The 23170-nt window shown below is 38.5% G+C and carries 24 protein-coding genes and 1 tRNA gene; 7 read left to right on the top strand and 18 right to left on the bottom strand.

Annotation, left to right across the window (positions count from 1 at the left end):
• Positions 1-58: 58 nt before the first annotated feature.
• Positions 59-790: a FadR/GntR family transcriptional regulator gene (locus tag FK004_RS07075; RefSeq protein WP_108736640.1), complete on the bottom strand. Its 732-nt coding sequence runs from the start codon at positions 788-790 to the stop codon at positions 59-61.
• 615 nt (positions 791-1405) lie between these two features.
• Here FK004_RS07075 and FK004_RS07070 point away from each other — a divergent pair.
• The gene (locus FK004_RS07070) at positions 1406-3304 is read left to right on the top strand and encodes a sialate O-acetylesterase (RefSeq protein WP_108736639.1); all 1899 of its coding nucleotides are present in this window, start codon (positions 1406-1408) and stop codon (positions 3302-3304) included.
• Between the two features lie 55 nt (positions 3305-3359).
• Here FK004_RS07070 and ruvC read toward each other — a convergent pair whose 3' ends face one another.
• The gene (ruvC, locus tag FK004_RS07065; RefSeq protein ID WP_108736638.1) at positions 3360-3914 is read right to left on the bottom strand and encodes a crossover junction endodeoxyribonuclease RuvC; all 555 of its coding nucleotides are present in this window, start codon (positions 3912-3914) and stop codon (positions 3360-3362) included.
• Between the two features lie 117 nt (positions 3915-4031).
• Between ruvC and FK004_RS07060 the strand changes: the two genes are divergently transcribed.
• Positions 4032-4976, top strand: coding sequence for a lysylphosphatidylglycerol synthase transmembrane domain-containing protein (locus FK004_RS07060; protein WP_108736637.1), 945 nt, complete (start codon positions 4032-4034; stop codon positions 4974-4976).
• Positions 4964-6082 (top strand): glycosyltransferase family 2 protein, encoded by a 1119-nt coding sequence (locus FK004_RS07055; protein ID WP_108736636.1) that lies wholly within the window; start codon positions 4964-4966, stop codon positions 6080-6082. Before FK004_RS07060 ends, FK004_RS07055 begins: the two co-directional genes overlap by 13 nt.
• An 18-nt stretch (positions 6083-6100) precedes the next feature.
• Here the strand turns inward: FK004_RS07055 and FK004_RS07050 are convergent, their stop codons facing one another.
• On the bottom strand, positions 6101-6583 hold the full coding sequence (locus FK004_RS07050; RefSeq protein ID WP_108736635.1) for a hypothetical protein: 483 nt from the start codon (positions 6581-6583) through the stop codon (positions 6101-6103).
• Positions 6584-6633: 50 nt separating this feature from the next.
• Between FK004_RS07050 and FK004_RS07045 the strand changes: the two genes are divergently transcribed.
• Positions 6634-7134 carry a DUF456 domain-containing protein gene (locus tag FK004_RS07045; protein ID WP_108736634.1) on the top strand — a complete coding sequence of 167 codons (501 nt, stop codon included), beginning with the start codon at positions 6634-6636 and terminating at the stop codon, positions 7132-7134.
• A gap of 68 nt (positions 7135-7202) precedes the next feature.
• On the opposite strand, the gene FK004_RS07040 is transcribed toward FK004_RS07045, so the two are convergent.
• From FK004_RS07040 to FK004_RS07005, 8 genes are all read right to left on the bottom strand, one after another.
• Positions 7203-7658 carry an adenylyltransferase/cytidyltransferase family protein gene (locus FK004_RS07040; RefSeq protein WP_108736633.1) on the bottom strand — a complete coding sequence of 152 codons (456 nt, stop codon included), beginning with the start codon at positions 7656-7658 and terminating at the stop codon, positions 7203-7205.
• A gap of 214 nt (positions 7659-7872) precedes the next feature.
• Positions 7873-8226, bottom strand: coding sequence for a hypothetical protein (locus tag FK004_RS07035; protein ID WP_108736632.1), 354 nt, complete (start codon positions 8224-8226; stop codon positions 7873-7875).
• A gap of 334 nt (positions 8227-8560) precedes the next feature.
• A tRNA-Asp gene (locus FK004_RS07030) sits at positions 8561-8634 on the bottom strand.
• 86 nt (positions 8635-8720) lie between these two features.
• Positions 8721-9647, bottom strand: a complete 927-nt coding sequence (locus tag FK004_RS07025) for a DUF58 domain-containing protein (RefSeq protein ID WP_108736631.1) — start codon at positions 9645-9647, stop codon at positions 8721-8723.
• A 98-nt stretch (positions 9648-9745) separates the two neighbouring features.
• Positions 9746-10063: a thioredoxin gene (gene trxA, locus FK004_RS07020; RefSeq protein WP_108736630.1), complete on the bottom strand. Its 318-nt coding sequence runs from the start codon at positions 10061-10063 to the stop codon at positions 9746-9748.
• 105 nt (positions 10064-10168) lie between these two features.
• Positions 10169-14683: a DNA polymerase III subunit alpha gene (gene dnaE / locus FK004_RS07015; RefSeq protein ID WP_108736629.1), complete on the bottom strand. Its 4515-nt coding sequence runs from the start codon at positions 14681-14683 to the stop codon at positions 10169-10171.
• A gap of 189 nt (positions 14684-14872) precedes the next feature.
• Positions 14873-15280 (bottom strand): RNA recognition motif domain-containing protein, encoded by a 408-nt coding sequence (locus FK004_RS07010; protein WP_108736628.1) that lies wholly within the window; start codon positions 15278-15280, stop codon positions 14873-14875.
• 276 nt (positions 15281-15556) lie between these two features.
• Positions 15557-16027, bottom strand: a complete 471-nt coding sequence (locus FK004_RS07005; protein WP_108736627.1) for a DUF6252 domain-containing protein — start codon at positions 16025-16027, stop codon at positions 15557-15559.
• Positions 16028-16250: 223 nt separating this feature from the next.
• On the opposite strand from FK004_RS07005, the gene FK004_RS07000 reads away from it, so the two are divergent.
• From FK004_RS07000 to FK004_RS06990, 3 genes are read left to right on the top strand one after another with little or no spacing between them, the layout of a single operon-like run.
• Positions 16251-16799, top strand: a complete 549-nt coding sequence (locus tag FK004_RS07000; protein ID WP_108736626.1) for a 30S ribosomal protein S16 — start codon at positions 16251-16253, stop codon at positions 16797-16799.
• Positions 16800-16815: 16 nt separating this feature from the next.
• Positions 16816-17340 (top strand): ribosome maturation factor RimM, encoded by a 525-nt coding sequence (rimM, locus tag FK004_RS06995; protein ID WP_108736625.1) that lies wholly within the window; start codon positions 16816-16818, stop codon positions 17338-17340.
• Positions 17341-17385: 45 nt separating this feature from the next.
• On the top strand, positions 17386-18096 hold the full coding sequence (locus tag FK004_RS06990; RefSeq protein ID WP_227871687.1) for a tRNA1(Val) (adenine(37)-N6)-methyltransferase: 711 nt from the start codon (positions 17386-17388) through the stop codon (positions 18094-18096).
• A gap of 2 nt (positions 18097-18098) precedes the next feature.
• Here FK004_RS06990 and FK004_RS06985 read toward each other — a convergent pair whose 3' ends face one another.
• The 7 genes from FK004_RS06985 to FK004_RS06955 all read right to left on the bottom strand — a co-directional run bounded on the left by FK004_RS06985 (position 18099) and on the right by FK004_RS06955 (position 23159).
• Positions 18099-19388 carry an HlyD family secretion protein gene (locus tag FK004_RS06985; RefSeq protein WP_108736624.1) on the bottom strand — a complete coding sequence of 430 codons (1290 nt, stop codon included), beginning with the start codon at positions 19386-19388 and terminating at the stop codon, positions 18099-18101.
• Between the two features lie 35 nt (positions 19389-19423).
• Positions 19424-21610: a peptidase domain-containing ABC transporter gene (locus FK004_RS06980; protein ID WP_108736623.1), complete on the bottom strand. Its 2187-nt coding sequence runs from the start codon at positions 21608-21610 to the stop codon at positions 19424-19426.
• Positions 21611-21714: 104 nt separating this feature from the next.
• Positions 21715-21933 carry a hypothetical protein gene (locus FK004_RS06975; protein ID WP_108736622.1) on the bottom strand — a complete coding sequence of 73 codons (219 nt, stop codon included), beginning with the start codon at positions 21931-21933 and terminating at the stop codon, positions 21715-21717.
• Positions 21934-21970: 37 nt separating this feature from the next.
• A complete protein-coding gene (locus tag FK004_RS19170) occupies positions 21971-22171 on the bottom strand; it encodes a hypothetical protein (RefSeq protein ID WP_157956050.1) in 201 nt (66 codons plus the stop codon).
• 33 nt (positions 22172-22204) lie between these two features.
• The gene (locus FK004_RS06970; protein ID WP_108736621.1) at positions 22205-22405 is read right to left on the bottom strand and encodes a hypothetical protein; all 201 of its coding nucleotides are present in this window, start codon (positions 22403-22405) and stop codon (positions 22205-22207) included.
• 274 nt (positions 22406-22679) lie between these two features.
• On the bottom strand, positions 22680-22865 hold the full coding sequence (locus FK004_RS06960) for a hypothetical protein (RefSeq protein ID WP_108736619.1): 186 nt from the start codon (positions 22863-22865) through the stop codon (positions 22680-22682).
• A gap of 42 nt (positions 22866-22907) precedes the next feature.
• Positions 22908-23159, bottom strand: a complete 252-nt coding sequence (locus FK004_RS06955; protein ID WP_108736618.1) for a hypothetical protein — start codon at positions 23157-23159, stop codon at positions 22908-22910.
• Between the last annotated feature and the right edge of the window lie 11 nt (positions 23160-23170).

Below are 23170 nucleotides of genomic sequence, written 5' to 3'. Positions count from 1 at the left end.
TCCCCAAGCGATGCAACTTTACACAATGGTCATAACCGTCATTCCGGAATTGTAATTCCTAGAAAATATTTTCGTTGATATTCATTAACGTATCTGTTTTATTACAATATTCATATAATGTTTTAAAATGAAATTGCAGTTCCCGTTTTGCCTTTTCAGGATTTTTTTCTTTTATCGCATCATAAATTTGTTGGTGCTCTACAATATTATCTCCGGTCATTGATTTGGTACACACATGGTATTTTTCAAAATTGGCGATGATCTCTGGCGTTATAATTAGCATTAATGTATTCAATACCGGATTACCACTGGCTTCTGAAATCTTTAAATGGAACATGAGATCTTCCTCAACAGCATCTTCATTATTTTCCACTTTCACACGATATGCTTCCAAAGCCGCTCCGATTTGTTCCAGATGGCGCTCTGTCCTCCGTTCTGCCGCCAGAGCTACAACCTGCATTTCGAGCATAATCCTGCTTTCGACCAGCGATTTAAAATCTGGTTTTTTCAGCTGTAAGATATCGGTAATCATCCCACTTAATGCCGGAACACCAAGATTAGCTACAAAAGTCCCACTTTGCGGAAGTGTTTTTAGTAAACCATAGAATTCCAATTTCTGGATCACCTCCCGCACATTACCTCTACTTACCCCAAATTCTTCTGATAGCTTACGTTCCGAAGGCAACCGGTCTCCAGGTTTTAGCTTTTTGGAGGTTATTAAATCCCTAATCTTTGTAATGATTTCCTCTTCTTCCGAAGTTTTAAATCCGTTTAAACCAAACTCTTGCATTTCTATTTGTAATTGGTTGACCAAATATACGCATTTTTTTATATCACCAAATAATGACGTATTTTTTTCATTTAATTAAATTAAAACTTACTTTCAATGAATATTATTGATCTAAAAAGTTAATATAAACCAAAATATTTCTAAAAAATCTGTGTTTTAGGATTTGTACTCAAACGTTTTCGGTTTGTTTAATCTAAAAATTATAAGGAAATACTACCAAAAAATCGAATTATTAACGCGTCATTCACATAACTCCAGTCGAATTTGATTATTTTTGTTTCTTATAAGGACTAGTTTATACTACATTCAATAGGTAAAAGCCTCAACCACTTCCCAAAAGCGATGCAACTTTACATAATGGACGTAAAAAATAGCCTTTAAAGGAGCTTTACACTTGCTGTAAGCTCCTTTTTTTATAGCCTCTTTCTTCCCCATACTATTCCTAACATACAACATCATCTTTCATTGCTTTAATTAATTGCCATATTTACAACAGTAATGACCATACATTATGCATATCATAATTATATTTAGTTAAAATTAGCAATATGTTATTTTATTATTTGGTCAACCAATTTTTATTATTTAGTTTAGCTCCTCTACAAACGAATAATCATGAAACAAATATTGACCCTGTTTTTACTGGTGCTATCCAGTATGGTATCGGCGAAAGTAACGCTGCCTAAGTTTTTTTCAGACCACATGGTACTGCAACGCGATGCAGTGATCACCATTTACGGCTGGGCAGATAGCAACAAATCAATAACTGTAAACTTCAATAACCAAACGCAATCGGCTAAGATCAATGCGAATGGAGAATGGAGTATTGACTTTGCGGCTCTTCCAGCAGGTGGGCCTTATGAAATGAGTATTACCCAGGATGCAACCATTCACTTGAAAGACATATATTTGGGCGATGTATGGTTTTGCTCAGGCCAATCCAATATGGGTTGGAAACTGGAAGACGCACGAAATGGGAAGGAAGAACTGGCCAAAGCTGATTATGAGAAAATAAAATTGCTCCAGGTCTCCCGAACCATGGCAGGCACACCGCAAAAGGATATTGAAAAAGGCGAATGGAAGACCTGCTCCCCACAAAGTGCTGAAGGATTTTCTGCAGTAGCTTATTTCTTTGGCCGGGAACTGTTCCTAAAATACAATGTTCCTATAGGACTTATCAATTCCTCCTGGGGTGGCACTAATATCGAAGCCTGGATGAGCGAAGACCTAATGGGAAAACATGCCACGGCAAAAAAAGTGATCGCCGAAATGAAAAGCATGAATTTTTCAGACGTGATGGAGAATTACAAAAAAGAATCCAAAGCCTGGGAAGCGAAGGCCGAAACACTGGATCTCGGCATGAAAGAAAAATGGTACAGCACCGATGTAAATACAGCCACCTGGAAAGACATTACATTACCTACCTACTGGAGCAAAGCCAAAGTCACACCCAATGACGGTATCATATGGGTCACCCGAACCTTTGACCTTACGCCTGCCGACCTTAATTCTGCTACACTTAGCGTTGGCCGCGTGGACAATGAAGATATTACTTACATCAACGGTAAAAAAATAGGCGAAAGCCCAGTAAAAGATTTAGATCGTTTATATACAATTCCCAAAGGCATTCTTTTAGCAGGAAAAAACAGGATTACAATCCGCGTCAAAAATACAGGTGATATTGGTGGTTTTCGTGGGGATGCGTCTTCTCTTTATCTAGAAACATCAAACAGGAAATTATTGCTTGCCGGAACATGGACCTACAAAGCCGGAACACCAGACATTGAAGAGGTCCCGGTACGCCAACACCCTACAAAATACCCAACCTCGCTATACAATGGGATGGTGACACCATTCTTTGGGATAAAAATCAAAGGGATAATTTGGTACCAGGGCGAAGCAAATTCTAAAAACGCTACAGAATATGCCGATCTATTTCAAAATATGATTACCGACTGGCGCAAGAACTGGAAAGTAGACTACCCTTTTATTTTTGCACAGCTTCCCAATTATGGCGGACAAAATAACCGCTGGATCACGTTACGGGAATCACAGGCAAAAGCATTGACACTTAAAAATACCGCAATGGTAGTATTGATTGATGTTGGAGATGATGATAATATCCATCCGATATACAAACAGATTGTTGGTAAACGTATGGCCATCATAGCCGATCAATTGGCCTATAATGGAAAAACTCCTATGACAGCACCCACCTACGATCATTATAGCACTAATGAGAACGCTATTACAATTCACTTTAGCAATGGGACATTTACTCCGGAAACAAAAAAAAACAATATCGGTGGCTTTCAGGTGGCAGGCTCTGATAAAAAGTTCTATCCGGCAGAAGCTGCGGTTTTAGGTACAGATCTAAAAACCATACAGGTAAGTAGTAAAGAAGTCAAAAAACCAATGGCAGTACGTTATTTATGGGAAGATGCGCCCGGAAAAGTCATGCTCTACAATACCGACGGACTGGTTACCCCTCCATTTCGTACATACAACTGGTAAAATTTCGTTAGTTATATTTCATTTCAGGAGTAAGTCCGTCCTGTAAAGGGCGGGCTTATTTTTTTACCCGTGCTTCATTTTGTTTTACAAAAGCATCCCATCCCGAATAACTTTTAGCACCCACAACTTTTCCAGAGTTAAAAAAGTGACAAACTGCCGCTGCCAATCCATCGGTACTATCGAGGTTTTTAGGAAGTTCTTTTAAACCTAACAGCTGCTGTAACATTTTAGCAACCTGTTCTTTACTGGCATTTCCATTTCCGGTGATTGCCATTTTTATCTTTTTAGGCTCATATTCTGTGATTGGAATTTGGCGGGAAAGCCCGGCAGCCATAGCAACACCTTGTGCTCTCCCCAATTTAAGCATGGATTGTACATTTTTTCCAAAGAAAGGGGCTTCAATAGCGATCTCATCCGGATGATGTGTCTCGATCAACTCAATGGTACGCTCAAAAATTACCTTCAATTTCATGTAATGATCATCGTACTTATTCAAAATCAATTCATTCAGCTGAAGAAATTCCATCTTTTTATTCACCACTTTAATCAATCCAAAACCCATAATGGTTGTCCCTGGATCAATCCCCAATATAATACGTTCGTTTGCCATAATTCTTTGCATTTATAACCGCGATAGCAGCTATAGCCAGTATTTTTTTACACCGTAATTCGTAATCCCATTTTAAAATCAGGCAGAATGTAAAGTGTTTTCATTTACTTTGCACCCATGATTTCAATACCCCACAAAGCTAAACAATTCCTGACGGTTCTGGTCAAACTTTTCATTGTTGGCGGTGCCCTTTACTTTATTTACAACCAACTGGCACATAATGACAAACTGGATTGGGGTCGCTTCATTGTACAATTCCGTAAAAACCAGTCAGTTTTCGGCATTTTATTCATCCTGTTTCTAAGTTTTGCCAACCGTTTTCTGGAAATCCTGAAATGGCAAAATCTCGCCTCAACAATAACACCCATAACTGTAAAAAAATCAACAGAACAGGTTCTGGCAGCACTCACCGCTTCGATTTTTACACCCAATGGCATAGGAGAATATGGCGCAAAAGCCCTATATTTCGATAAAAAAGAGGCTAAAAAAGTCGTTTTTTTGAATCTCATCTGCAACGGCATTCAGCTTTTACTGTCTGTAGTCATGGGAATTATTGGACTATTGATTTTCAATCACTATTATACTGTGGTTTCCAATACGACACTAAGCATCATAACCGCAGTAATTTTATTTACAGGAGCCTTATTTTTTTCTTTAAAAAAAATAACGATTCGTGGCTATTCGATACAGCGCATTTGGGACAAAGTCAATGCCCTACCCCGGGCCGTACATCAAAAAAATATCCTTTTAGGCTGTGCCCGCTACTTTATTTTTTCCCATCAGTATTATTTCCTATTCCGGGCTTTTGATGTAGAATTACCTTATCTTTTACTGATGTCCACGATTTTTGCGGTTTACTTCCTGGCCTCGTCCCTGCCCACTTTCCAATTTCTGGATTTTGCAGTCAAGGGAAGTGTTGCCGTTTTCTTTTTCGGGCTACTGGGCGTGAATGAATGGATTGCAGTTTTTGTCAGCACCCTGATGTGGTTCCTGAATGTGGTACTGCCTGTAGTAATTGGGAGTTATTATGTCATTAATTTCAAGTCAAAATGGAAATCCTGATCCTGGCCTTTTATAGCATCATGCTGCTCTATGCTGCTGCAATAGGCAGCCTGATTTATGGTTTTGTCCGGCTGTCAGCTTTTGAGTTATATGATACCAATCCCACCACCCGTTTTTCCATCCTAATTCCCATTCGCAACGAAGCTGAAAATTTACCCCAACTACTCAGCTCCCTTTCGGCACTAAACTACCCAGCAACTCTCTTTGAAGTACTTTTTATCGATGATGATTCCAGCGACACTTCGTTGGTTTTGCTTCAAAACACAAAAATGCCATTTGATTTTCAGGTGCTTCCCAACCAGCGAAAATCAGGATCACCCAAAAAAGATGCTATCACCACTGGTATACCCATAGCCCAAAATGAATGGATTATCACCACAGATGCCGACTGTACCTTTCCCCGGGAATGGCTGCTGTCTTTCGATAATTATATCAGGAAACACCATCCGGAAATGGTTGCAGGCCCTGTAACTTATGATTGTAGATACTCTTTCTCCGATCATTTCCAACAATTAGACTTTATGAGCCTGCAAGGTGCAACAATGGGAAGTTTTGGTCTCCACGAAGCCTTTCTTTGTAACGGTGCCAACTTTGCCTATACCCAAAAACTATTTTATGCCCTTAATGGTTTTGAAGGGAATGACAGAATAGCCAGTGGCGATGATGTTTTTTTATTACAGAAAGCTGTAGCATCACATTCCGAAACAGTTCATTATTTAAAATGCAAAGCGGCCGTTGTACACACTATGCCTTTACAGGATTGGAAATCCATATTCCACCAACGGATACGCTGGGCTTCCAAAACAACTTCCTACAATAGTCTTTTTGAAAAACTATTAGCAGTAGTAGTTTTGGCTGGAAACCTAACCTTTTTAGGGATTTTTGTAGCTGCTGCTGCAGGATTTTCAATAGTACATTTAGCCATCCTATTAGCACTAAAAATAGCAATTGACTGGGTTTTAATATTAAAAACACAGCATTTCATTACCGGATCACGACCAAGATTCCTCATAGCAAGCAGCCTGTTTTATCCAGTATTCAATACACTTGTAGGATGTTACAGCCTATTTGGAAGCTATCAATGGAAAGGGCGTTCTTTTAAATAGATTAAAATCAAAGGGAGGTCATTCCACATTAAGGATTACAGGAAGAATAAATTGGGTTTTCACCGGAATTCCTCTTTTAACAGCGGGATGTATTTTAGGAAAATCCTTCAGTCTTGACAACAACACTGAATCAATTATTGCTTTGTCATAGCGGGTAGAATCATTTGGAAACTGTGGCTCAAATTTTAGTGTAGAATCAGGGAAAACTGTAACTTTGACCAGAATTGTATCAACATTAGGATACAAGACAGACAAAGTATCGGTATCCAGTTTTTGCTGAATAATATGTGTCAGAAAGGAAAAGAAACATTCCTGACGCTGGTTTTTGTCCTGAATAGGTCCACAGGAATCTATAGAGGGCATCTCATCGACCTGTGACCAATTGATTTTCTGAAGTTCCTTTTGTAGTAATTCCTGCTCAGAAGGCACTGGCTTCTCAAAATATTGGCAGGATGATGTTACTATCGAAAACAGAAAAATTATCAGGATTTTTTTTATCATATTTTCCAGCTACTGTACATTCGTTTGTCAAAAGTACTAAATTTAAATTTATGGAATATATTCTTCTTATTACAGGTTTTATATGTGTAATCTCAGGAATCATAGGAAGTTTACTTCCTGCAATACCAGGAGCACCTTTGGGATGGCTCGGCTTATTACTCATTTCTATTACAAATGGTGTAGAAACAAATTACTGGCTACTGGGAGTCACACTAATCGTTGTTTTGGTTGTAGTCGTTTTAGATTATACTATTCCCGCACAGGGAACAAAGCGTTTTGGCGGTAGTAAATATGGTATATGGGGAACCAATATCGGATTAGTATTCGGACTTATTGCCCCGATCCCATTTGGCGTAATTATCGGCCCGTTTGCTGGGGCACTAATAGGCGAACTACTTTACAACTCAGAAGACCTTAGCCGCGCAGTAAAAGCTGCCACAGGCTCGCTCCTTGGGTTTCTCGCTTCTACATTCGTCAGCTTTGTAGTGAGTATTATTTTCTTTGGCCTGTTCCTCAATATTGTTTGGAATCACAGTACCATCTGGTTCTAGAAAAGCAACACTATATCATAAAAAACACTGGTAATTCACCAGTGTTTTTTATGTGATCTACAATGCAATTAAGCACTTTGCTCTACTTTACTACATTCACAATCGTACACAACTTTACGCAATCCGCTGCTGGAAAAGCGATGGTCACGTGTGTTATAGAAAAGTTCAATTCCTTTTTCCTCGCAATATTTCCTACCGGTAAATTCTTTCTTTTTATACTCATCACCTATGATACGCACGTGAACGGTAAAAGAACGCAGTATATCTTCCAGATCCTGCTCTGTAGTATAAGGAACTATTTCATCTACATACTTACAGCCTTTCAACTGTATATATCTTTCGACTACTGATTGTGTTGGCCTGTTTTTTCCAGGACGGTCAATTGTAGGATCTGTTTGCAGCCCTACAATCAGGTAATCGCATATTTTTTTGGCATCTTCCAGCATTTTTATATGCCCTGCATGCAATAAGTCAAAAGCGCTAAATGTAATTCCTATTCTTTGTATTTCTAGATCCATTTTCATTTTCATTTGTTTAATAATTATTGGGGGTTACAAATATGATCCAATAAAATGCAAATTTGCTTATACAATTTGCCATTGTTTTTATACAATTACTACGCATTATACCCACAAATAGCATAAAACACGAATCAATCTAAAAACAATAAGTGATTAAAAGACACAAAAAAAGGACTCAGAATTTAATCCTGAATCCTTTTTAAGCCACAAGAGCACTTTATGGCTTCGTGGTGGTAGTAGTTGTCGGAACTCCGGTTTTACCTGTTGTATTCGTCCCGTTTACCGGATTATCGGTACCATTAGTGTGTACTGGCGTTACAGGCATCACAGTTTTTGCGGGTTCCACTGTGGGTGTAGCATAAGGACTTGTTGGAAGCGCCTTAATTTCCGGGTCTTTAGTAGTCCGTTTTACATCCTGTATTTTAGCATCTTTAGCAGGATATTGTGACTGCTGCACTTTATTTGCTTCCGTACTTCTGGAATCTGTTTGTTTGTTAGTAGTCCTGTCAACTTGTGCTGAGGCAATACTAACAGCCAATACTGCTGCGAAGGTTACAATGATCTTTTTCATAATAGCGTGTTTAAGTTATACATTTAAAGCAGTAAGGTCATATAAAATTACTATTTCAAAACATAGAAACCATTATAGAATTTTCCCTTTACATTATATGATTAACACTATCGCAGTATAGGCTTAATAAATATAAGGAGAGAAAATAAACAATCGAAATTGAGCACTATAAACGAAAGGAGAGATAATCAAAAAAGCCCTCCATTTTATTGGAAAGCTTTTCATTGGTCTAACTACTAAACCCGGTACTTTCGTACCAAAACAACACAACTAATTTTAAAAACCTTATTTGGGCAAAAAAGCCTTTCTTACGAAAGGCTTTCCCCAATTTAAGCGGTCTGGACGGGACTCGAACCCGCGACCCCATGCGTGACAGGCATGTATTCTAACCAACTGAACTACCAAACCAGTGCTTCATTGCGGTTGCAAATATACAGCTGTTTTTGACTTCTACAAACCTTTTTGGAAGAAAATTTTAAAAAAAATTTCACTTTTTACCCAAATATTTGTTTCTCAACAAGATATGTCGTCATTATTTTTTCAAAATTTTCACCTACTCCTACCGGAACATACCTGATTTTGTATTGAGCACACGTTAATGCTAGCTTTTTAAAGTAGTCATCTACCTTTTTTTCATATTCTACCTGTACATTTTCGGCAAATAAATTCACTTCTTCCCCTGTTTCGAGGTCAATAAACTTCCTTGGGGTGTTATCAAAATCAAATTTAAGCTCTCTTTTCTTATCAATGACATGAAATAATACCACTTTATGCTTGTTGTGTTTTAGATGTTGCAGTGCATTAAAGAGCGCTTCTTCCCCTCCCGGCTGAAACATATCCGTAAAAAGGATGATCATAGAACGCCTGTGCATCTTCTCTGCGATCTGATGGAGGAATTGTATGGTATCAGTATTTTTAGCTTCTTTAGGCGCCTGCAATGTCTGTTCCAGTGCATTTATCAGCATCCGGTGGTGGCGGTCACTTCCCTTTTCCGAAGCATAGTACTCATAGGTGTCGGAATAGATACTCAACCCTACCGCATCACGTTGCTTTTTAAGCAGGGTCATCAGTACGGCTGCGGCAAGTACTGAAAATCCAATTTTACTCTCGTAAAACTTCGCTGTATCAATTAATTTAGGATAATGCATGGAAGAAGAATTATCCACGATCAAATGGCAACGGAGGTTGGTCTCCTCTTCAAATCGTTTGGTATACAAGCGGTCGGTTTTGGCAAAAAGCTTCCAGTCGATGTGCTTTGTGCTTTCCCCCTGATTGTAAGTCTTATGCTCGGCAAATTCTGCTGAAAAGCCATGAAAAGGACTTTTATGCATTCCCGAGATAAATCCTTCTACCACTTGATTGGCCAGCAATTCCAAATGTCGGAAGCCGGATATTTTTTCTATTTGATTCTCAATCTTCATACTTCCAAATATAATGAGATAATTTGGAAGTTGGTCGTAGGCTAAACTAAAAAAGGTCCGGCAAGAGCCGAACCTTTTTTATGAGAATCATCCGAAGATTATAATAATGCGTCTAAGGAGTCCGTGTAAGTTTGTTTTGGAGCTACTCCAACTTGTCTGCCTACTACTTCACCGTTTTGAAAAACAAGTACAGTAGGGATGTTTCTTACACCATATTTAGCAGCAAATTCCTGGTTTGCATCTACATCAACTTTTCCTACAACGGCTTTACCGTCATATTCACTGCTGATTTCTTCAATGATTGGTCCAACCATTCTGCAAGGTCCACACCATGCTGCCCAAAAGTCAACCAAAACTGGTTTGTCGGACTTTAATACTACTTCATCAAAAGTAGCATCAGTTATTGCTAATGCCATATTATTTTATTTTTTAGTTTCAGGTACAAATTTAATCAATTAAATCGTAATCTATTGTTAATTAGAAATCAGTTTTAACTATACATAAATTGGTAAAACTGATTTCTAATTGAGCTTGAAATTAAGCTGCATTTTTTCTAACTCTTCCAATAAAGGCGTAGAAATCTGTATCTTAAGCTTTCGGCTATTCATTTTCAGATGCGTAATTACTTTTGTTTGCTCTACCTCTTCTTCAATCTTAATATCTACCTGTTCGGGACTATCAACGTCATATTCGACCGGATCGACATCGGAAACCATGCTCTGGACTTCTACTTTTTTAGTGTAGCGTTCGAGCTCCATCATTTCAAAAGTTACCGTATGATCCCCGTGATTGGCCTGGAATATTTCACTCAAACGCGTAATAAGTGCTGTTTGCAGATCGGAGATATTCATTTGTATGATTAGCTTTTTAGCAAATGCAGCCAGGACATCCTGCAAATATTGAATCCCTATAAATTGTATTCGTGGCTCTCCTTTTTTACCTGTCTCCTGGTTGGCCCAGCCTTCACGCACCATCAATTTAACGTACACGAAATTATTCTGAATCAGGAAATGCCTGAATTTAAGGTATTCTTCTCCAAAAATCCGGAATTCGGAACTTTCATCATAACCCTCCATCGTGAATGAAGCCCAACCTTTACCATTTTTAGCAACTCTATGCTGGATGTTTGTCAATATCCCTCCAATATTCAAATTCTTATTTACATGCAATTCCAGGCTTTTCAGGGCTTCCAGTTTTGCATTACAGAAGTATTTCATCTCAAAACGATAATCATCAAGCGGATGCCCTGAAATATAAATCCCGACCACTTCTTTTTCTTTCGCCAATTTTTCCATTGTGCTCCAGTCTTCACAGGCCGGCACAACTGGTTCCGGGATTTCAACTTCACTACTCTCCCCAAAAAGGCTGACCTGGGAAGAGTTTTCGTTTTCCTGGTACTTTGATCCATAGCGCATCGCTTTTTCAAAAAAGACAATTCCATCGCCTTCATCATGAAAATATTGCGCACGATGTGTGTTCAAAAAGCAATCAAATCCACCGGCATAGGCTAAGTTTTCAAATGCTTTCTTATTCGCCGCACGCAAATCAATACGTTTGGCCAGATCAAAGATTGATTTATAATTACCGTCTTTCCTTTTTTCTACAATAGTCGCTACCGCACCAGAACCCACACCTTTAATAGCGCCCATTCCGAAACGTACTGCATAATTATCGTTTACAGTAAACTTGTAAAAGGACTCATTAACATCGGGTCCTAAAACCTGAAGTCCCATCCGCTTACATTCTTCCATAAAAAAAGAAACCTGCTTGATATCATTCATATTATTAGACAGCACTGCCGCCATATATTCTGCAGGATAATGCGCCTTAAGGTACGCTGTCTGATACGCAATCCAGGCATAACAGGTCGAGTGGGATTTATTAAAAGCATATTGCGCAAAAGCCTCCCAGTCTTTCCATATCTTTTCCAGTTTGTCTGCAGCATGCCCATTAGCTACCGCCTGATCGATAAATTTGGATTTCATTTTATCCAGTACATCTTTCTGTTTCTTACCCATCGCCTTACGCAAAACGTCGGCATCACCTTTAGAGAAACTGGCCAGTTTCTGTGACAGCAGCATTACCTGTTCCTGATATACTGTAATTCCATAGGTATCTTTCAGGTATTCTTCGCAGGCATCCAAATCGTATACAATTGGCTCTTCTCCATTTTTCCGGCGGACAAAACTCGGAATATATTCCAATGGCCCTGGACGGTATAAGGCATTCATCGCAATCAAATCCCCAAAGACAGTCGGCTTCAGTTCTTTCATGTATTTTTGCATCCCGGCAGACTCATACTGGAAGATCCCTACCGTTTCTCCACGCTGGAACAGTTCGTATGTCTTAACATCATCAATTGGAAAAAAGTCAGGATCCAATTCAATACCCGTCCTATATTTTACCAATTTTACAGTATCCTTAATTAAGGTAAGGGTTTTCAAACCCAAAAAGTCCATCTTTAGCAGTCCTGCACTTTCTACAACAGAGTTATCAAATTGCGTAACATACAAATCAGAATCTTTTGCTGTGGATACCGGTACGAAGTTGGTAATATCACTTGGCGTAATAATTACCCCACAGGCATGGATCCCAGTATTTCGAAGATTTCCTTCCAATACTTTCGCCTGTTGGATCGTTTCTCCCGCCAAATCATTTTCATTGGCAATTGCAATCAGCTCCTTAATCTTATCAAATTCCTCAGTACGAACTGCTTTTTTAATGAGATCTTCCCCTTCAGAAAGAAAACGGGCCAGATTCCATTTGGAAGGCATCATACCCGGAATCAGTTTTGCAATACGATCGGCTTCAAACAAAGGCAAATCCAGCACTCGGGAAGTATCACGGATTGCTGATTTTGTAGCCATTTTACCATAGGTAATGATCTGAGCTACTTGTTTGGAGCCATATTTATTAATTACATAGTCCATGACACGGCTACGTCCTTCATCATCAAAATCAATATCAATATCGGGCATAGACACACGATCCGGATTCAGGAAACGCTCAAAAAGCAAATCGTACAACATCGGATCGATATTGGTAATCCAAAGGCAATAGGCCACAACAGAACCTGCTGCCGATCCCCTTCCCGGACCTACCGACACATCCATCCCCCTTGCTGCAGCGATAAAATCCTGTACAATAAGGAAGTATCCCGGATATCCGGTTTTCTCGATAGTCTGCAATTCAAAATCCAGCCTGTCCTGAATTTCAGGAGTGATTTCGCCATACCGTTTTTTGGCTCCTTCAAAAGTAAGATGCTTCAAAAAAAGATTCTCTCCTCTTTTTCCGCCATCTGCCTCATCCTCGACAACTAAAAACTCTTCCGGAATATCAAATTTAGGCAGCAGTACATCACGATGCAGGGAATAGGGTTCAATTTTATCAACCACTTCCTGAATTGATGTAATTGCTTCCGGCAAATCGTTGAAAAGCGCTTTCATGTCTTCTCCCGATTTAAAATAGTATTCCTGATTCGGTAATCCAAAACGATAGCCCCTACCCCGGCCTATCGGTGTCCCCTGTTTCTCGCCATCACGGACACAGAGTAAAATATCATGGGCATTGGCATTTTCTTTTTCTACATAAAACGTATTATTCGAGGCCACGATCTTCACATCATGACGATGCGCCAGGTCGATTAATGTCGCATTCACACGATTTTCATCTTCCTGATTGTGGCGCATTACCTCAATATAAAAATCGGGACCAAACTTCTCTTTCCACCACAACAAAGCTTCTTCAGCCTGGTTCTCCCCTATATTCAGGATCTTATTAGGAATCTCCCCATAAAGATTTCCTGACAAAACAATAATATCTTCCTTAAATTCCAATATTACCTTACGGTCAATCCTGGGCACATAGTAAAATCCTTCCGTATAAGCGATAGAAGACATTTTAGCCAGGTTATGGTACCCTTTTTTATTCTTTGCCAAAAGGACAATCTGATACCCATTATCTTTTCTGGACTTGTCTTTATGATCTTCACAAACAAAAAATTCACATCCTACAATAGGTTTCATTATCACCTCTGTAGGCTCCTCACCCTGTTCTACAAGTTCTTTATTTTTAGCTTCCGCCGCTTTATTCTGATTGAACACCGCACTCACAAAATGAAAAGCCCCCATCAGGTTGGCATGATCGGTCATGGCTACTGCCGGCATCTTGTGCTTTGCTGCAGCCTGCACCAACGCAGGGATACTAATCGTAGATTGCAAAACGGAAAACTGTGTATGATTGTGCAGGTGCACGAAATCGCAATCTTTAAAAACCTGAAGGTCTTCTGAGGAACGATTTTGAAACTGGTTTGCCGTTTTTTGCTGTAGCAGTCGCTCCCGTATCGCATCGGAAGCGGCCTTTAAATTGATATGCCTTAAGCCGATCAACTTTATTCCAGCAGGATTACGTTCATTAAAGTTCCTGAAATAATCAGCAGGAACATCGAGTTGTTCCTGGGTAAAAACTTCTCTTTTTATCAGTTCCAGGAAACAACGTGTTGTTGCCTCAACGTCGGCAGTAGCATTATGGGCTTCTGAAAAAGGAACTCCAAAAAGATATTCGTGTAGTTCTGTAAGTGTTGGCAATTTAAATCGGCCACCACGACCACCAGGGAGCTGCAATAATCCAGCCGTAACTTCGGTACAGGTATCCAGTACCGGCTTTTGAGCCATATCCGATCCCACGCCGAGACGATGGAACTCACATCCCATGATATTAATGTCAAAGCCAACATTCTGCCCTACGACAAATTTGGCTTTAGACAAAGCAATATTGAATTTTTCTAAAACCTCCTGAAGCGCGATTCCCTGCTCCATTGCCAATTCGGTAGAAATTCCGTGGATACGCTCAGCATCATAAGGAATATTAAAACCGTCAGGACGAACCAGATAATCCTGATGCTCAACTAAATTTCCCATTTCATCATGAAGCTGCCACGCGATCTGTATACATCTCGGCCAGTTGTTTGTATCGGTAATTGGTGCATCCCACCGCTTCGGCAAACCGGTAGTTTCGGTATCAAAAATTAAATACATAGCTGATTTTGTGATTCTTATTATTGAAAAGAGGTCAATTCAGGGGCACACCCCGAACCCGACAAAATTACAAAATTTTCACCTATTATTTTGACAAACCTAATCACAAAAAAAACCACTCTGTAAAGAGTGGTTTAAAATATACCGAGAGATAAAATTTATTTATCCGATGTTTTTTCTTTTAAAGTATTAGTAACCTCCACGGTTTCCGCCGTTACCACCTTTATTGTATCCACCACCGCTATTGCGATCGTTTCCACCTCTGTAGTCACTTCCACCACGGCTATTACCACCTCTGAAATCACTTCCACCACGACTATTTCCGCCGCCACCAAAGCTTCTTCTTTCACCTTCCGGTTTCGGTTCAGATTTGTTAACTACTATAGCACGTCCCTGAACAGTTGCACCGTTCAATTCGTCAATAGCTTTCTGAGCTTCCTCATCATTTGGCATTTCAACGAAACCAAATCCTTTACTTCTTCCAGTAAATTTATCAGTAATAATTTTTACAGAATCAACTGCTCCATAAGCCTCGAAAGACTCTCTTAAATCTGCTTCCTCAATACTGAACGGAAGGCTTCCCACGAAAATATTCATACTTTATAATTTATTATAATTAAACAAATGTAACTTAATTTTTTCTAAATTACTAAATATTAAGTTATTTCTAAAATATATTATATGTTTTATTTCTGATAAAACTTTTAAACTTTTTTTTATACTCGTGAGGTACTGCTATAACTACGATTCTCCCTATGACACAATAAGTTGTATCTTAATTTTTATTTTTTTCTTAAATCCCTAATATTAACATAATTGCATAAAAAAACCACCTGATGGTGGTTTTGGCTTCAAATAAAAATAATTTTATTTTTATTGTGCTGTTACCGGAATATGGTAAAAAACACCTTTTTGATAGGTTACGATAGAATCACCCGCGACAGCATTTCCTAATTTTTTCGCTTTAAATTTAAACTGACCTGTAAATGTACCGCTTGCAGTGTCATAATTTTCTATAGTAATTTGTCCTGTTGCGTTCACTCCTGTACTATAATTTACTTCAGTACCATCGGCAGTAAAGCTATAGGTAGCGCTGTTGGCCGTACCTGCACCTAACTCATAGGTTCCCGGAGTAATATTGGATGTTTTCAAAATTAGTGTCTCGAAATTTGTATATCCTGTAACGATCAAACCTCCATTTGCCTGTAGCGTTGCTTTATAATCAACCGCGCGCCACATTTCATTATCTTTTATACCCTGTACTGACGGGTTATTAAACTTAACATCTTCCTCACAAGAACTAAATGCCAATACAAGCACCAAAAGTGACAATAATCTTTTCATTATTAGTGAATTTATAAAAATTAGGATTGGGTAAAAATCTTTACAAAAATAGTTTTTAAAACGAAATATGCTAATTAAATCTTAAAAAAACAATCTAACTCGTTAGTACAATTAGTAGCCATACTATTTTTTAGCATTATAAATAGTCTCAAATAAAAATAAAGAGTATCTTTGCGCCCTTAATTAACAGAGGTCGAGTACCTCAAAATTTAATCACAAGATTATGTCTGTAAAAATTAGATTACAAAGACACGGTAAAAAAGGAAAACCTTTTTACTGGGTTGTAGCTGCTGATGCACGCTCAAAAAGAGATGGTAAATACTTAGAGAAAATCGGTACTTACAATCCAAACACAAACCCTGCAACTATCGATTTAAATCTTGATAGCGCTGTACAATGGCTTCACAATGGTGCTCAGCCAACTGACACTGCAAGAGCTATCCTTTCTTACAAAGGAGCTTTATTGAAACACCACCTTGATGGCGGAGTTCGTAAAGGTGCTTTAACTCAAGAACAAGCTGACGAAAAATTAGCAAAATGGCTTGATGAGAAATCTGGAAAAGTTGATGCTAAAAAAGACACTCTTTCTACTTCTAAAGCAGACGCAAAAGCAAAAGCATTTGCTGCTGAGAAAAAAGTAAACGAAGATCGTATTGCTGCTGCTAAACAAGCAGAAGCTGATGCTGCTAAAGCGGAAGAAGTTCCTGCTGTAGAAGAAGAAGCTACTGAAGCACCTGCTGCAGAAGAAAACAACGAGGAAACCCAAGCTTAATTTTTGAAGTGATTTTATGCGCAAAGAAGACTGTTTCTATTTAGGTAAAATCGCTAAAAAATTTAGTTTCAAGGGAGAAGTTCTGGCTTATTTAGACACGGACGAACCTCAATTGTATGAAAATCTGGAATCAGTTTTTGTTGAATTCAACAAAAATCTGGTTCCATTTTTTATTGAAAGTAGCTCCATCCATAAAAATGATTTCCTACGCATCCGTTTTGAAGACATGCATAGTGAAGAGGATGCCGAGAAACTTTTAGGCTGCGGGATTTACCTTCCCCTAAAAATGTTACCAAAACTTACCGGTAACAAGTTCTATTTTCACGAAGTAATTGGCTTTGAAATCGAAGACAAGAGACGTGGTGTTTTTGGAAAAATAGTTTCTATTAATGATTCTACTGCCCAGCCCCTGTTTGAAGTTGAAAATGGTTCCGTTGAAATTCTTGTCCCTATGATTGATCAGTTCCTGATTAAAATCGACAGGGAGAATAAAAAAGTTATCATGGATCTTCCGGAAGGACTTATAGAGATGTACCTCTAAAATTTCCAGCGAAGGACTTACTGTACTCCATTAAAAATACATTTTATGCCATTCCAATTTAAGCAATTTTCTGTGGAACAGGATCGTTGTGCGATGAAAATCGGTACCGATGCCGTACTCTTAGGCGCCTGGACACCCCTTGACAATTATCCTTTTTCTGTTTTAGATATTGGTGCCGGAACCGGAGTACTTGCGCTCATGATTGCACAACGCATTGGCGCAGAACAAATTGACGCCTTAGAAATCGACGAGAATGCGTACGAACAATGTGTTGATAATTTCGAAAACAGCCCCTGGGGCGATCGGTTGTTTTGTTTTCATGCCGGTTTGGATGAATTCATGGAAGAACCAGAAGACGAGTACGATCTTATCATTTCCAATCCTCCTTTTTTTACCGAAGATTATACGCCTGAGGACGAGCTTAGAACGCAGGCGCGTTTTACACAGGCACTGCCTTTTGAAGACCTTATTGAAGCAGCTGCACTATTACTCTCTGAAAAAGGCATTTTTTCTGTTATCATTCCTTTCCGTGATGAAGCCAATTTTATCGCTATGGCCGAAGAACAGGAATTATATCCTGAAAAAATTACCCGGGTCAAAGGAACTGCAACATCACCAATTAAACGCAGCCTGATTGCTTTTTCCCGAACGGCAACAACTGAAATAGCTATCGACGAATTAATTATTGAAATTACCCGTCATCAATACACCCCGGAATATACCGAACTTACCCGTGATTTTTACCTGAAAATGTAAAATTACCTCCTGAAAATATCCCGGAACTGATACAGTAGCCGTTCTAACAGCCGTAAATCTTCTGTCACAATATCTGCCGTGCCAGTCATCTCCTGCTGTAGCGCAATCTTCTTGTTATAAGATGTTTCCAAGCCATTCGGCAAAGCGATATCCAACAGTAAATTTCCGTCTTTATCAGGAGTCATTGAGATAGACTGTACCTTTCCCGTGATAATACCAAATTCACGATCCGGATAATTCGCAAGGCGTATATTCACTTTCTGCCCGATCTTCAACTTACCCGAATTCTGCGCTTTTGCTTTTACCTTACCGATATAATGCTTTTCATCCTTAGGAATTATGGTAAACACATTATCTCCAGAGGTTATTGTCTGGTTTTCCGTCCATATCTGAAGAAAAGAGACTTCGCCGGAAATTGACGCCCTCAGAACATAAGCCAGTTCCCAATCGGCAATTGCCTTTTTTAACTGGTTATAGGACTGCAGAGTGTTGCGAAACAAATTAATATCATCTTTCGTTTCATTAATCTGTGTTGTTTTTGTACTTCTGCTCAGTTCATTCAGCGACGAATGCATTTGAGAAATGGAGGCATTGAGATCCCGCAAACTCTTTTCCGATTGGAGATAGTTTAAACTTTTACTTTCCCATTCCTGCTGTGAGATTATGCCTTTATCAAAAAGCTTATGGTACCGTTCCAGTTCTTTTTTCTTCAGCTCCATTTCTGCTTTTGAAATCGACGCCTGTTGCAATAATAAGGACAAACGCTCCCGAAGCTGAACCACCTCATAGCTTTGTGCTTTTCCTTCTACTTCATAAGGTTGCAGCTCTTTATTCAGCGTATAGGCAATATAATCCTTTTCAAATAAGGTGAAAGGAGTTTGAATTTCCCCGAGTTCCAGTAACGGAAGTTTATCAAAAGGAAAACGAAAAGCTCGGGGATTCATCTTCAGGGTATCTATGATATTTTTGAGTAGAAAAACATCGCTATAATTCGCGGTATTCTCGATGATCGCCAATGGCATATTCACGGCAACCGTTTCCCGGTCTTTTACGAAAATCTTCTGAATCCTTCCCGTCGTGCGGGCCATCAGTTTTTGCGGAGGCACTTGAGTGGTAATGGTAATTTCAGTAGTTACAATATCCGGATACCGTACAAACCAGGAAAGCACAAATAATGACAGTAAGATCACTAAAATAAGCATATTCCCCCAACGGATCATCCAATGCGGGACCTGGGTTAAAATTTCCTGAACTTCATCACTACGAAGTTCTATTTCTTTATTTTGAGGCATTTTTTTTTCGGTACTATTAATTGGATTTCCTTATTTTAGCTTCCTAAGCTCAACTGGTTTTTTACCAATTGATAATAACTCCCTTTCAGGGCCACAAGTTCTTCGTGGTTTCCTTTTTCTATAATCTTCCCTTTATCCAGAACCACAATCTGATCTGCATTCATCACAGTACTAAGGCGGTGTGCAATCACAACAACGGTTTTATCCTTAAAGAAGATATCCAGTTTTTCCATGATTTCTTTTTCATTATTGGCATCCAGGGCACTGGTTGCTTCATCAAAAAATAACATTTCAGGATTTTTATATACAGCCCGGGCAATCAAAAGCCGTTGTTTTTGCCCAGTACTCATTCCTACTCCTTCCATACCAATTTTGGTATTATACCGGAGTGGCAATGTTTCAATAAATGATTTTATATTTCCTACTTCAGAAGCATATTGCAAGCGCTCCTTATTAATGCTATCCACACCAATGGCAATATTTTGAGCAATGGAATCATTAAAAATATAGCCTTCCTGCATCACGGAACCAATATGACTCCGCCATGTTTTTTGGGATATATTCTGAAAATTGACATTCCCCAATTTAATTTCTCCTTTATTTGGTTCATAGAACTTCAGCAGTAGTTTCATAAGTGTTGTTTTTCCACTACCACTAACACCTACAATTGCAGTTACTTTATTTGCCGGGATCACCAGATTCAAATCCTCCAATACCGGAATATCAGACGCAATATAGCGGAAAGAAAGGTCTTTAATAACAATATCACTGTTTAGTGGAATATCACTTGTAGTTTCAGATTCATTTTGCGTTTCATCTTCTTTATCGTGGATTTCGGAAAGTCTTGACAAAGATATTTTAGCATCCTGGGCTTCCCGTATAAAGTTTATAAGCTGCACTACCGGGCCATTCAAACTTCCCACAATAGATGTGATAGCCATCATCATACCCAATGTAATTTCACCATCGATTACCAACTTAGCAGACAAAAAGACAATAATGATATTTTTAAGCTCATTGATAAAATTAGAACCGACTGTTTGTGTCTGCTCCAATATCAGCCCTTTTATAGAAATGCGGAATAATCGTGCCTGCACATATTCCCAACCCCATCGTTTTTGTTTTTCTGCATTGTGGAGTTTAATTTCCTGCATCCCATTAATCAACTCAATGACCTTACTCTGTTCCTGGCTTACTTCAGAGAAACGTTTGTAATCCAGTTCTTCCCGTCTTTTCAAAAAGAGAATAATCCATCCGAAGTACAGCGCACTGCCTATAAAAAACACAAAGAATATCTGGACATTATAATAGGCCAAAACACCTCCCATTATAAACATATTGATTACCGAAAACAAAACATTAAGTGATGATGTAGTCAATATGCGTTCGATCCTGTGATGGTCGTTGATACGCTGCATAATGTCACCAGTCATACGGACATCAAAAAATGAAATTGGAAGGTTCATCAATTTGATAAAAAAATCAGATATCAATGAAATATTGATCCGTGTAGACAAATGCAGCAATATCCAGCTCCGTATAAGTTCCAGTCCCGTTTTTCCAAAGAACAGGAAAAGTTGCGCAAAAAGTACCAGATAAATAAAATGCAGATTCTGATTTTGTATCCCAACATCCACAATACTCTGAGTAAGGAAAGGAAATATCAGCTGCAGCAAACTGCTCGCTAACAATCCGATACTCAATTGAATGATAAATGATTTATAGGGATAGATATATTGAAAAAGGAAACCGAAGCCGATTTTTTTATCCTTATTAAATTCTGTTTGGTAAAACTTTGGAGAGGCTTCCATCAGTAAAGCAATTCCTTCCTGCGTAGTTTCATCCGCATTATTTCCAATCCAGAATTTTATAAATTCTTCCTTAGTATAGGTAATAAGGCCAAATCCAGGATCTGAAACATAGTATTTGCCTTTTTTTATATTGTACAATACGACATAATGATCTTTATTCCAATGCAACACACAAGGAAGCGGGGCTTCTTCCAGTCGTTCCAGATTCAGTTTTACACCCAAGGTGCGGAATCCTATTTTTTCGGCAGCATCGCTAAGGAATAACAAATTACTTCCTTCACGGGTAGTTTCACTAAAATCTCTTAAATCCTGTATATTGATAGATTTCCCATAATGCCTTGCTATTATCTTCAAACAGGTAGGCCCACAATCTTTATTGTCGGTCTGTATATAATTCGGAAATTTTTTCAAAAAAACGTTTTATTTATGTAGGTTATAAAATCAAAAATAGAGAAAATAAAACATTTTCTCTATTTTTTTTATCAAATATCTACCAGTTCAGATTCAAACTATTTTTATACCTGAATCGGACCACCACCACCTCTTGGGCAGCATTTTTTAATCTGAGTTTGGTAATAATAGCCATCATTACAGATACTGGGAGACCCTCCATCTGGATCTATCCCAATAAGATTAGGATTCATACAGCCTACTGGCGCACTTCCGTTAATTGTTTTTTGCTCTTCTTTAGTTAAAGAATGCACTTGTTCTAAATCTAAAATTTTTTTTAACATGATACTGTTTTTAAAGGTTTAAAAATTACGAAATGATTTAGAATTCTAAGGGAGGAAATCTACAATCTGCTTCGGCACATTGAGGCCCGAATTCTTTGCACTCATTACCTGTACCAGGAGGATTCTGAGGATCATAAGGAATTGATTGTTTGCATTGTTTCTTTCCACCATTGATTGACTTTTGCTCCGTTTTAGATAACTGTTGAGCACCACTTAATTTTAAAATATTCTTTAACATAGATATTGGGGTTTTAAAAAATTTCGAAATGATTTATAATTCTATACCAGGAAATCTGCAAATTGCTTCAGCACATTGAGGTCCATATTCTACACAGGCATACCCTCCTGATCCAGGATTTTCAGGATCGTAAGGAAGTGCTTGTCTACATTGCTTTTTCCCACCATTGATTGACTTTTGCCCCGTTTTAGATAATTGTTGAGCACCTTCTAATTTTAAAATGTTCTTTAACATAACTATTTGGGGTTTTAAAAAATTACGAAATGATTTATAATTCTATAATGGGAAATCTACAATCCACTTCAGCACATTGAGGGCCATGATCTACGCATACAGCGCCTGCGTCAGGATTCTCGGGATCATATGGAGGTACTTCCTTGCATTGTTTCTTTCCACCATTGATCGACTTTTGCTCCGTTTTAGACAATTGTTGAGTACCGTTTAATTTTAAAATATTTTTTAACATCGGTATAAAGATTCAGGATTAAAATTATTTAGAAAGCCCCTGTTATTCAACAGGATCGATAATACCTCCGCCTCCTGGCTGGCAAATTGTTTCGCCACAAAACTTCGAAATGTATTTGCATTGTCCAGTGTCAGGTCTAATACAAATCAATCGGCCGCCAACGACCATTTTCTGCTCCGTTGCACTTAGCATGGCTGCGCCTTTTAGTTTCAAAATGTTTTTTAACATGGTAATTAATGATTTAAGGGTTATAATTTATTTGAATTATTATTAAACAGGATCAATATCAATAATACAACACGGCGCTGGAGGCTGGCATGCTACTTCACCACAGCCTTTGGAAATTTGCCGGCACACTCCGGCAAGAAAATCAAAACAGATCAAGCGTCCACCTGCGATTGTTTTTTGCTCCGTAGCGCTGAGTAATGTTGCTCCTTTGAGATTTAAAATATTTTGTAACATAGTATACAGTTTAGGTTTTAAAATCGCCCAATCCTTTATTGATTGTTGGGCTTCAATCATTTCACAGTATT

It is taken from the genome of Flavobacterium kingsejongi (assembly GCF_003076475.1).
Taxonomy (GTDB): Bacteria; Bacteroidota; Bacteroidia; order Flavobacteriales; family Flavobacteriaceae; genus Flavobacterium; species Flavobacterium kingsejongi.
Note: the sequence above shows the minus strand (reverse complement) of the source record. Positions and strands in the feature narration are given on the sequence as shown.

Excerpts from the sequence above, each read along its gene's own strand:
- FK004_RS19170 (WP_157956050.1), bottom strand. The coding sequence starts at position 22,171 with ATGTTAAAGAATATTTTAAAATTAAGTGGTGCTCAACAGTTATCTAAA.
- FK004_RS07045 (WP_108736634.1), top strand. The coding sequence starts at position 6,634 with ATGGAATATATTCTTCTTATTACAGGTTTTATATGTGTAATCTCAGGA.
- FK004_RS07060 (WP_108736637.1), top strand. The coding sequence starts at position 4,032 with ATGATTTCAATACCCCACAAAGCTAAACAATTCCTGACGGTTCTGGTC.
- FK004_RS07025 (WP_108736631.1), bottom strand. The coding sequence starts at position 9,647 with ATGAAGATTGAGAATCAAATAGAAAAAATATCCGGCTTCCGACATTTG.
- rimM (WP_108736625.1), top strand. The coding sequence starts at position 16,816 with ATGCGCAAAGAAGACTGTTTCTATTTAGGTAAAATCGCTAAAAAATTT.
- ruvC (WP_108736638.1), bottom strand. The coding sequence starts at position 3,914 with ATGGCAAACGAACGTATTATATTGGGGATTGATCCAGGGACAACCATT.
- FK004_RS06975 (WP_108736622.1), bottom strand. The coding sequence starts at position 21,933 with ATGTTAAAAAAAATTTTAGATTTAGAACAAGTGCATTCTTTAACTAAA.
- FK004_RS07005 (WP_108736627.1), bottom strand. The coding sequence starts at position 16,027 with ATGAAAAGATTATTGTCACTTTTGGTGCTTGTATTGGCATTTAGTTCT.
- FK004_RS06955 (WP_108736618.1), bottom strand. The coding sequence starts at position 23,159 with ATGATTGAAGCCCAACAATCAATAAAGGATTGGGCGATTTTAAAACCT.
- FK004_RS07055 (WP_108736636.1), top strand. The coding sequence starts at position 4,964 with ATGGAAATCCTGATCCTGGCCTTTTATAGCATCATGCTGCTCTATGCT.
- FK004_RS06960 (WP_108736619.1), bottom strand. The coding sequence starts at position 22,865 with ATGTTAAAAAACATTTTGAAACTAAAAGGCGCAGCCATGCTAAGTGCA.
- FK004_RS07000 (WP_108736626.1), top strand. The coding sequence starts at position 16,251 with ATGTCTGTAAAAATTAGATTACAAAGACACGGTAAAAAAGGAAAACCT.
- FK004_RS06990 (WP_227871687.1), top strand. The coding sequence starts at position 17,386 with ATGCCATTCCAATTTAAGCAATTTTCTGTGGAACAGGATCGTTGTGCG.
- FK004_RS06970 (WP_108736621.1), bottom strand. The coding sequence starts at position 22,405 with ATGTTAAAGAACATTTTAAAATTAGAAGGTGCTCAACAATTATCTAAA.
- FK004_RS06985 (WP_108736624.1), bottom strand. The coding sequence starts at position 19,388 with ATGCCTCAAAATAAAGAAATAGAACTTCGTAGTGATGAAGTTCAGGAA.
- FK004_RS07070 (WP_108736639.1), top strand. The coding sequence starts at position 1,406 with ATGAAACAAATATTGACCCTGTTTTTACTGGTGCTATCCAGTATGGTA.
- trxA (WP_108736630.1), bottom strand. The coding sequence starts at position 10,063 with ATGGCATTAGCAATAACTGATGCTACTTTTGATGAAGTAGTATTAAAG.
- FK004_RS07050 (WP_108736635.1), bottom strand. The coding sequence starts at position 6,583 with ATGATAAAAAAAATCCTGATAATTTTTCTGTTTTCGATAGTAACATCA.
- FK004_RS07035 (WP_108736632.1), bottom strand. The coding sequence starts at position 8,226 with ATGAAAAAGATCATTGTAACCTTCGCAGCAGTATTGGCTGTTAGTATT.
- FK004_RS07040 (WP_108736633.1), bottom strand. The coding sequence starts at position 7,658 with ATGAAAATGGATCTAGAAATACAAAGAATAGGAATTACATTTAGCGCT.
- dnaE (WP_108736629.1), bottom strand. The coding sequence starts at position 14,683 with ATGTATTTAATTTTTGATACCGAAACTACCGGTTTGCCGAAGCGGTGG.
- FK004_RS07010 (WP_108736628.1), bottom strand. The coding sequence starts at position 15,280 with ATGAATATTTTCGTGGGAAGCCTTCCGTTCAGTATTGAGGAAGCAGAT.
- FK004_RS07075 (WP_108736640.1), bottom strand. The coding sequence starts at position 790 with ATGCAAGAGTTTGGTTTAAACGGATTTAAAACTTCGGAAGAAGAGGAA.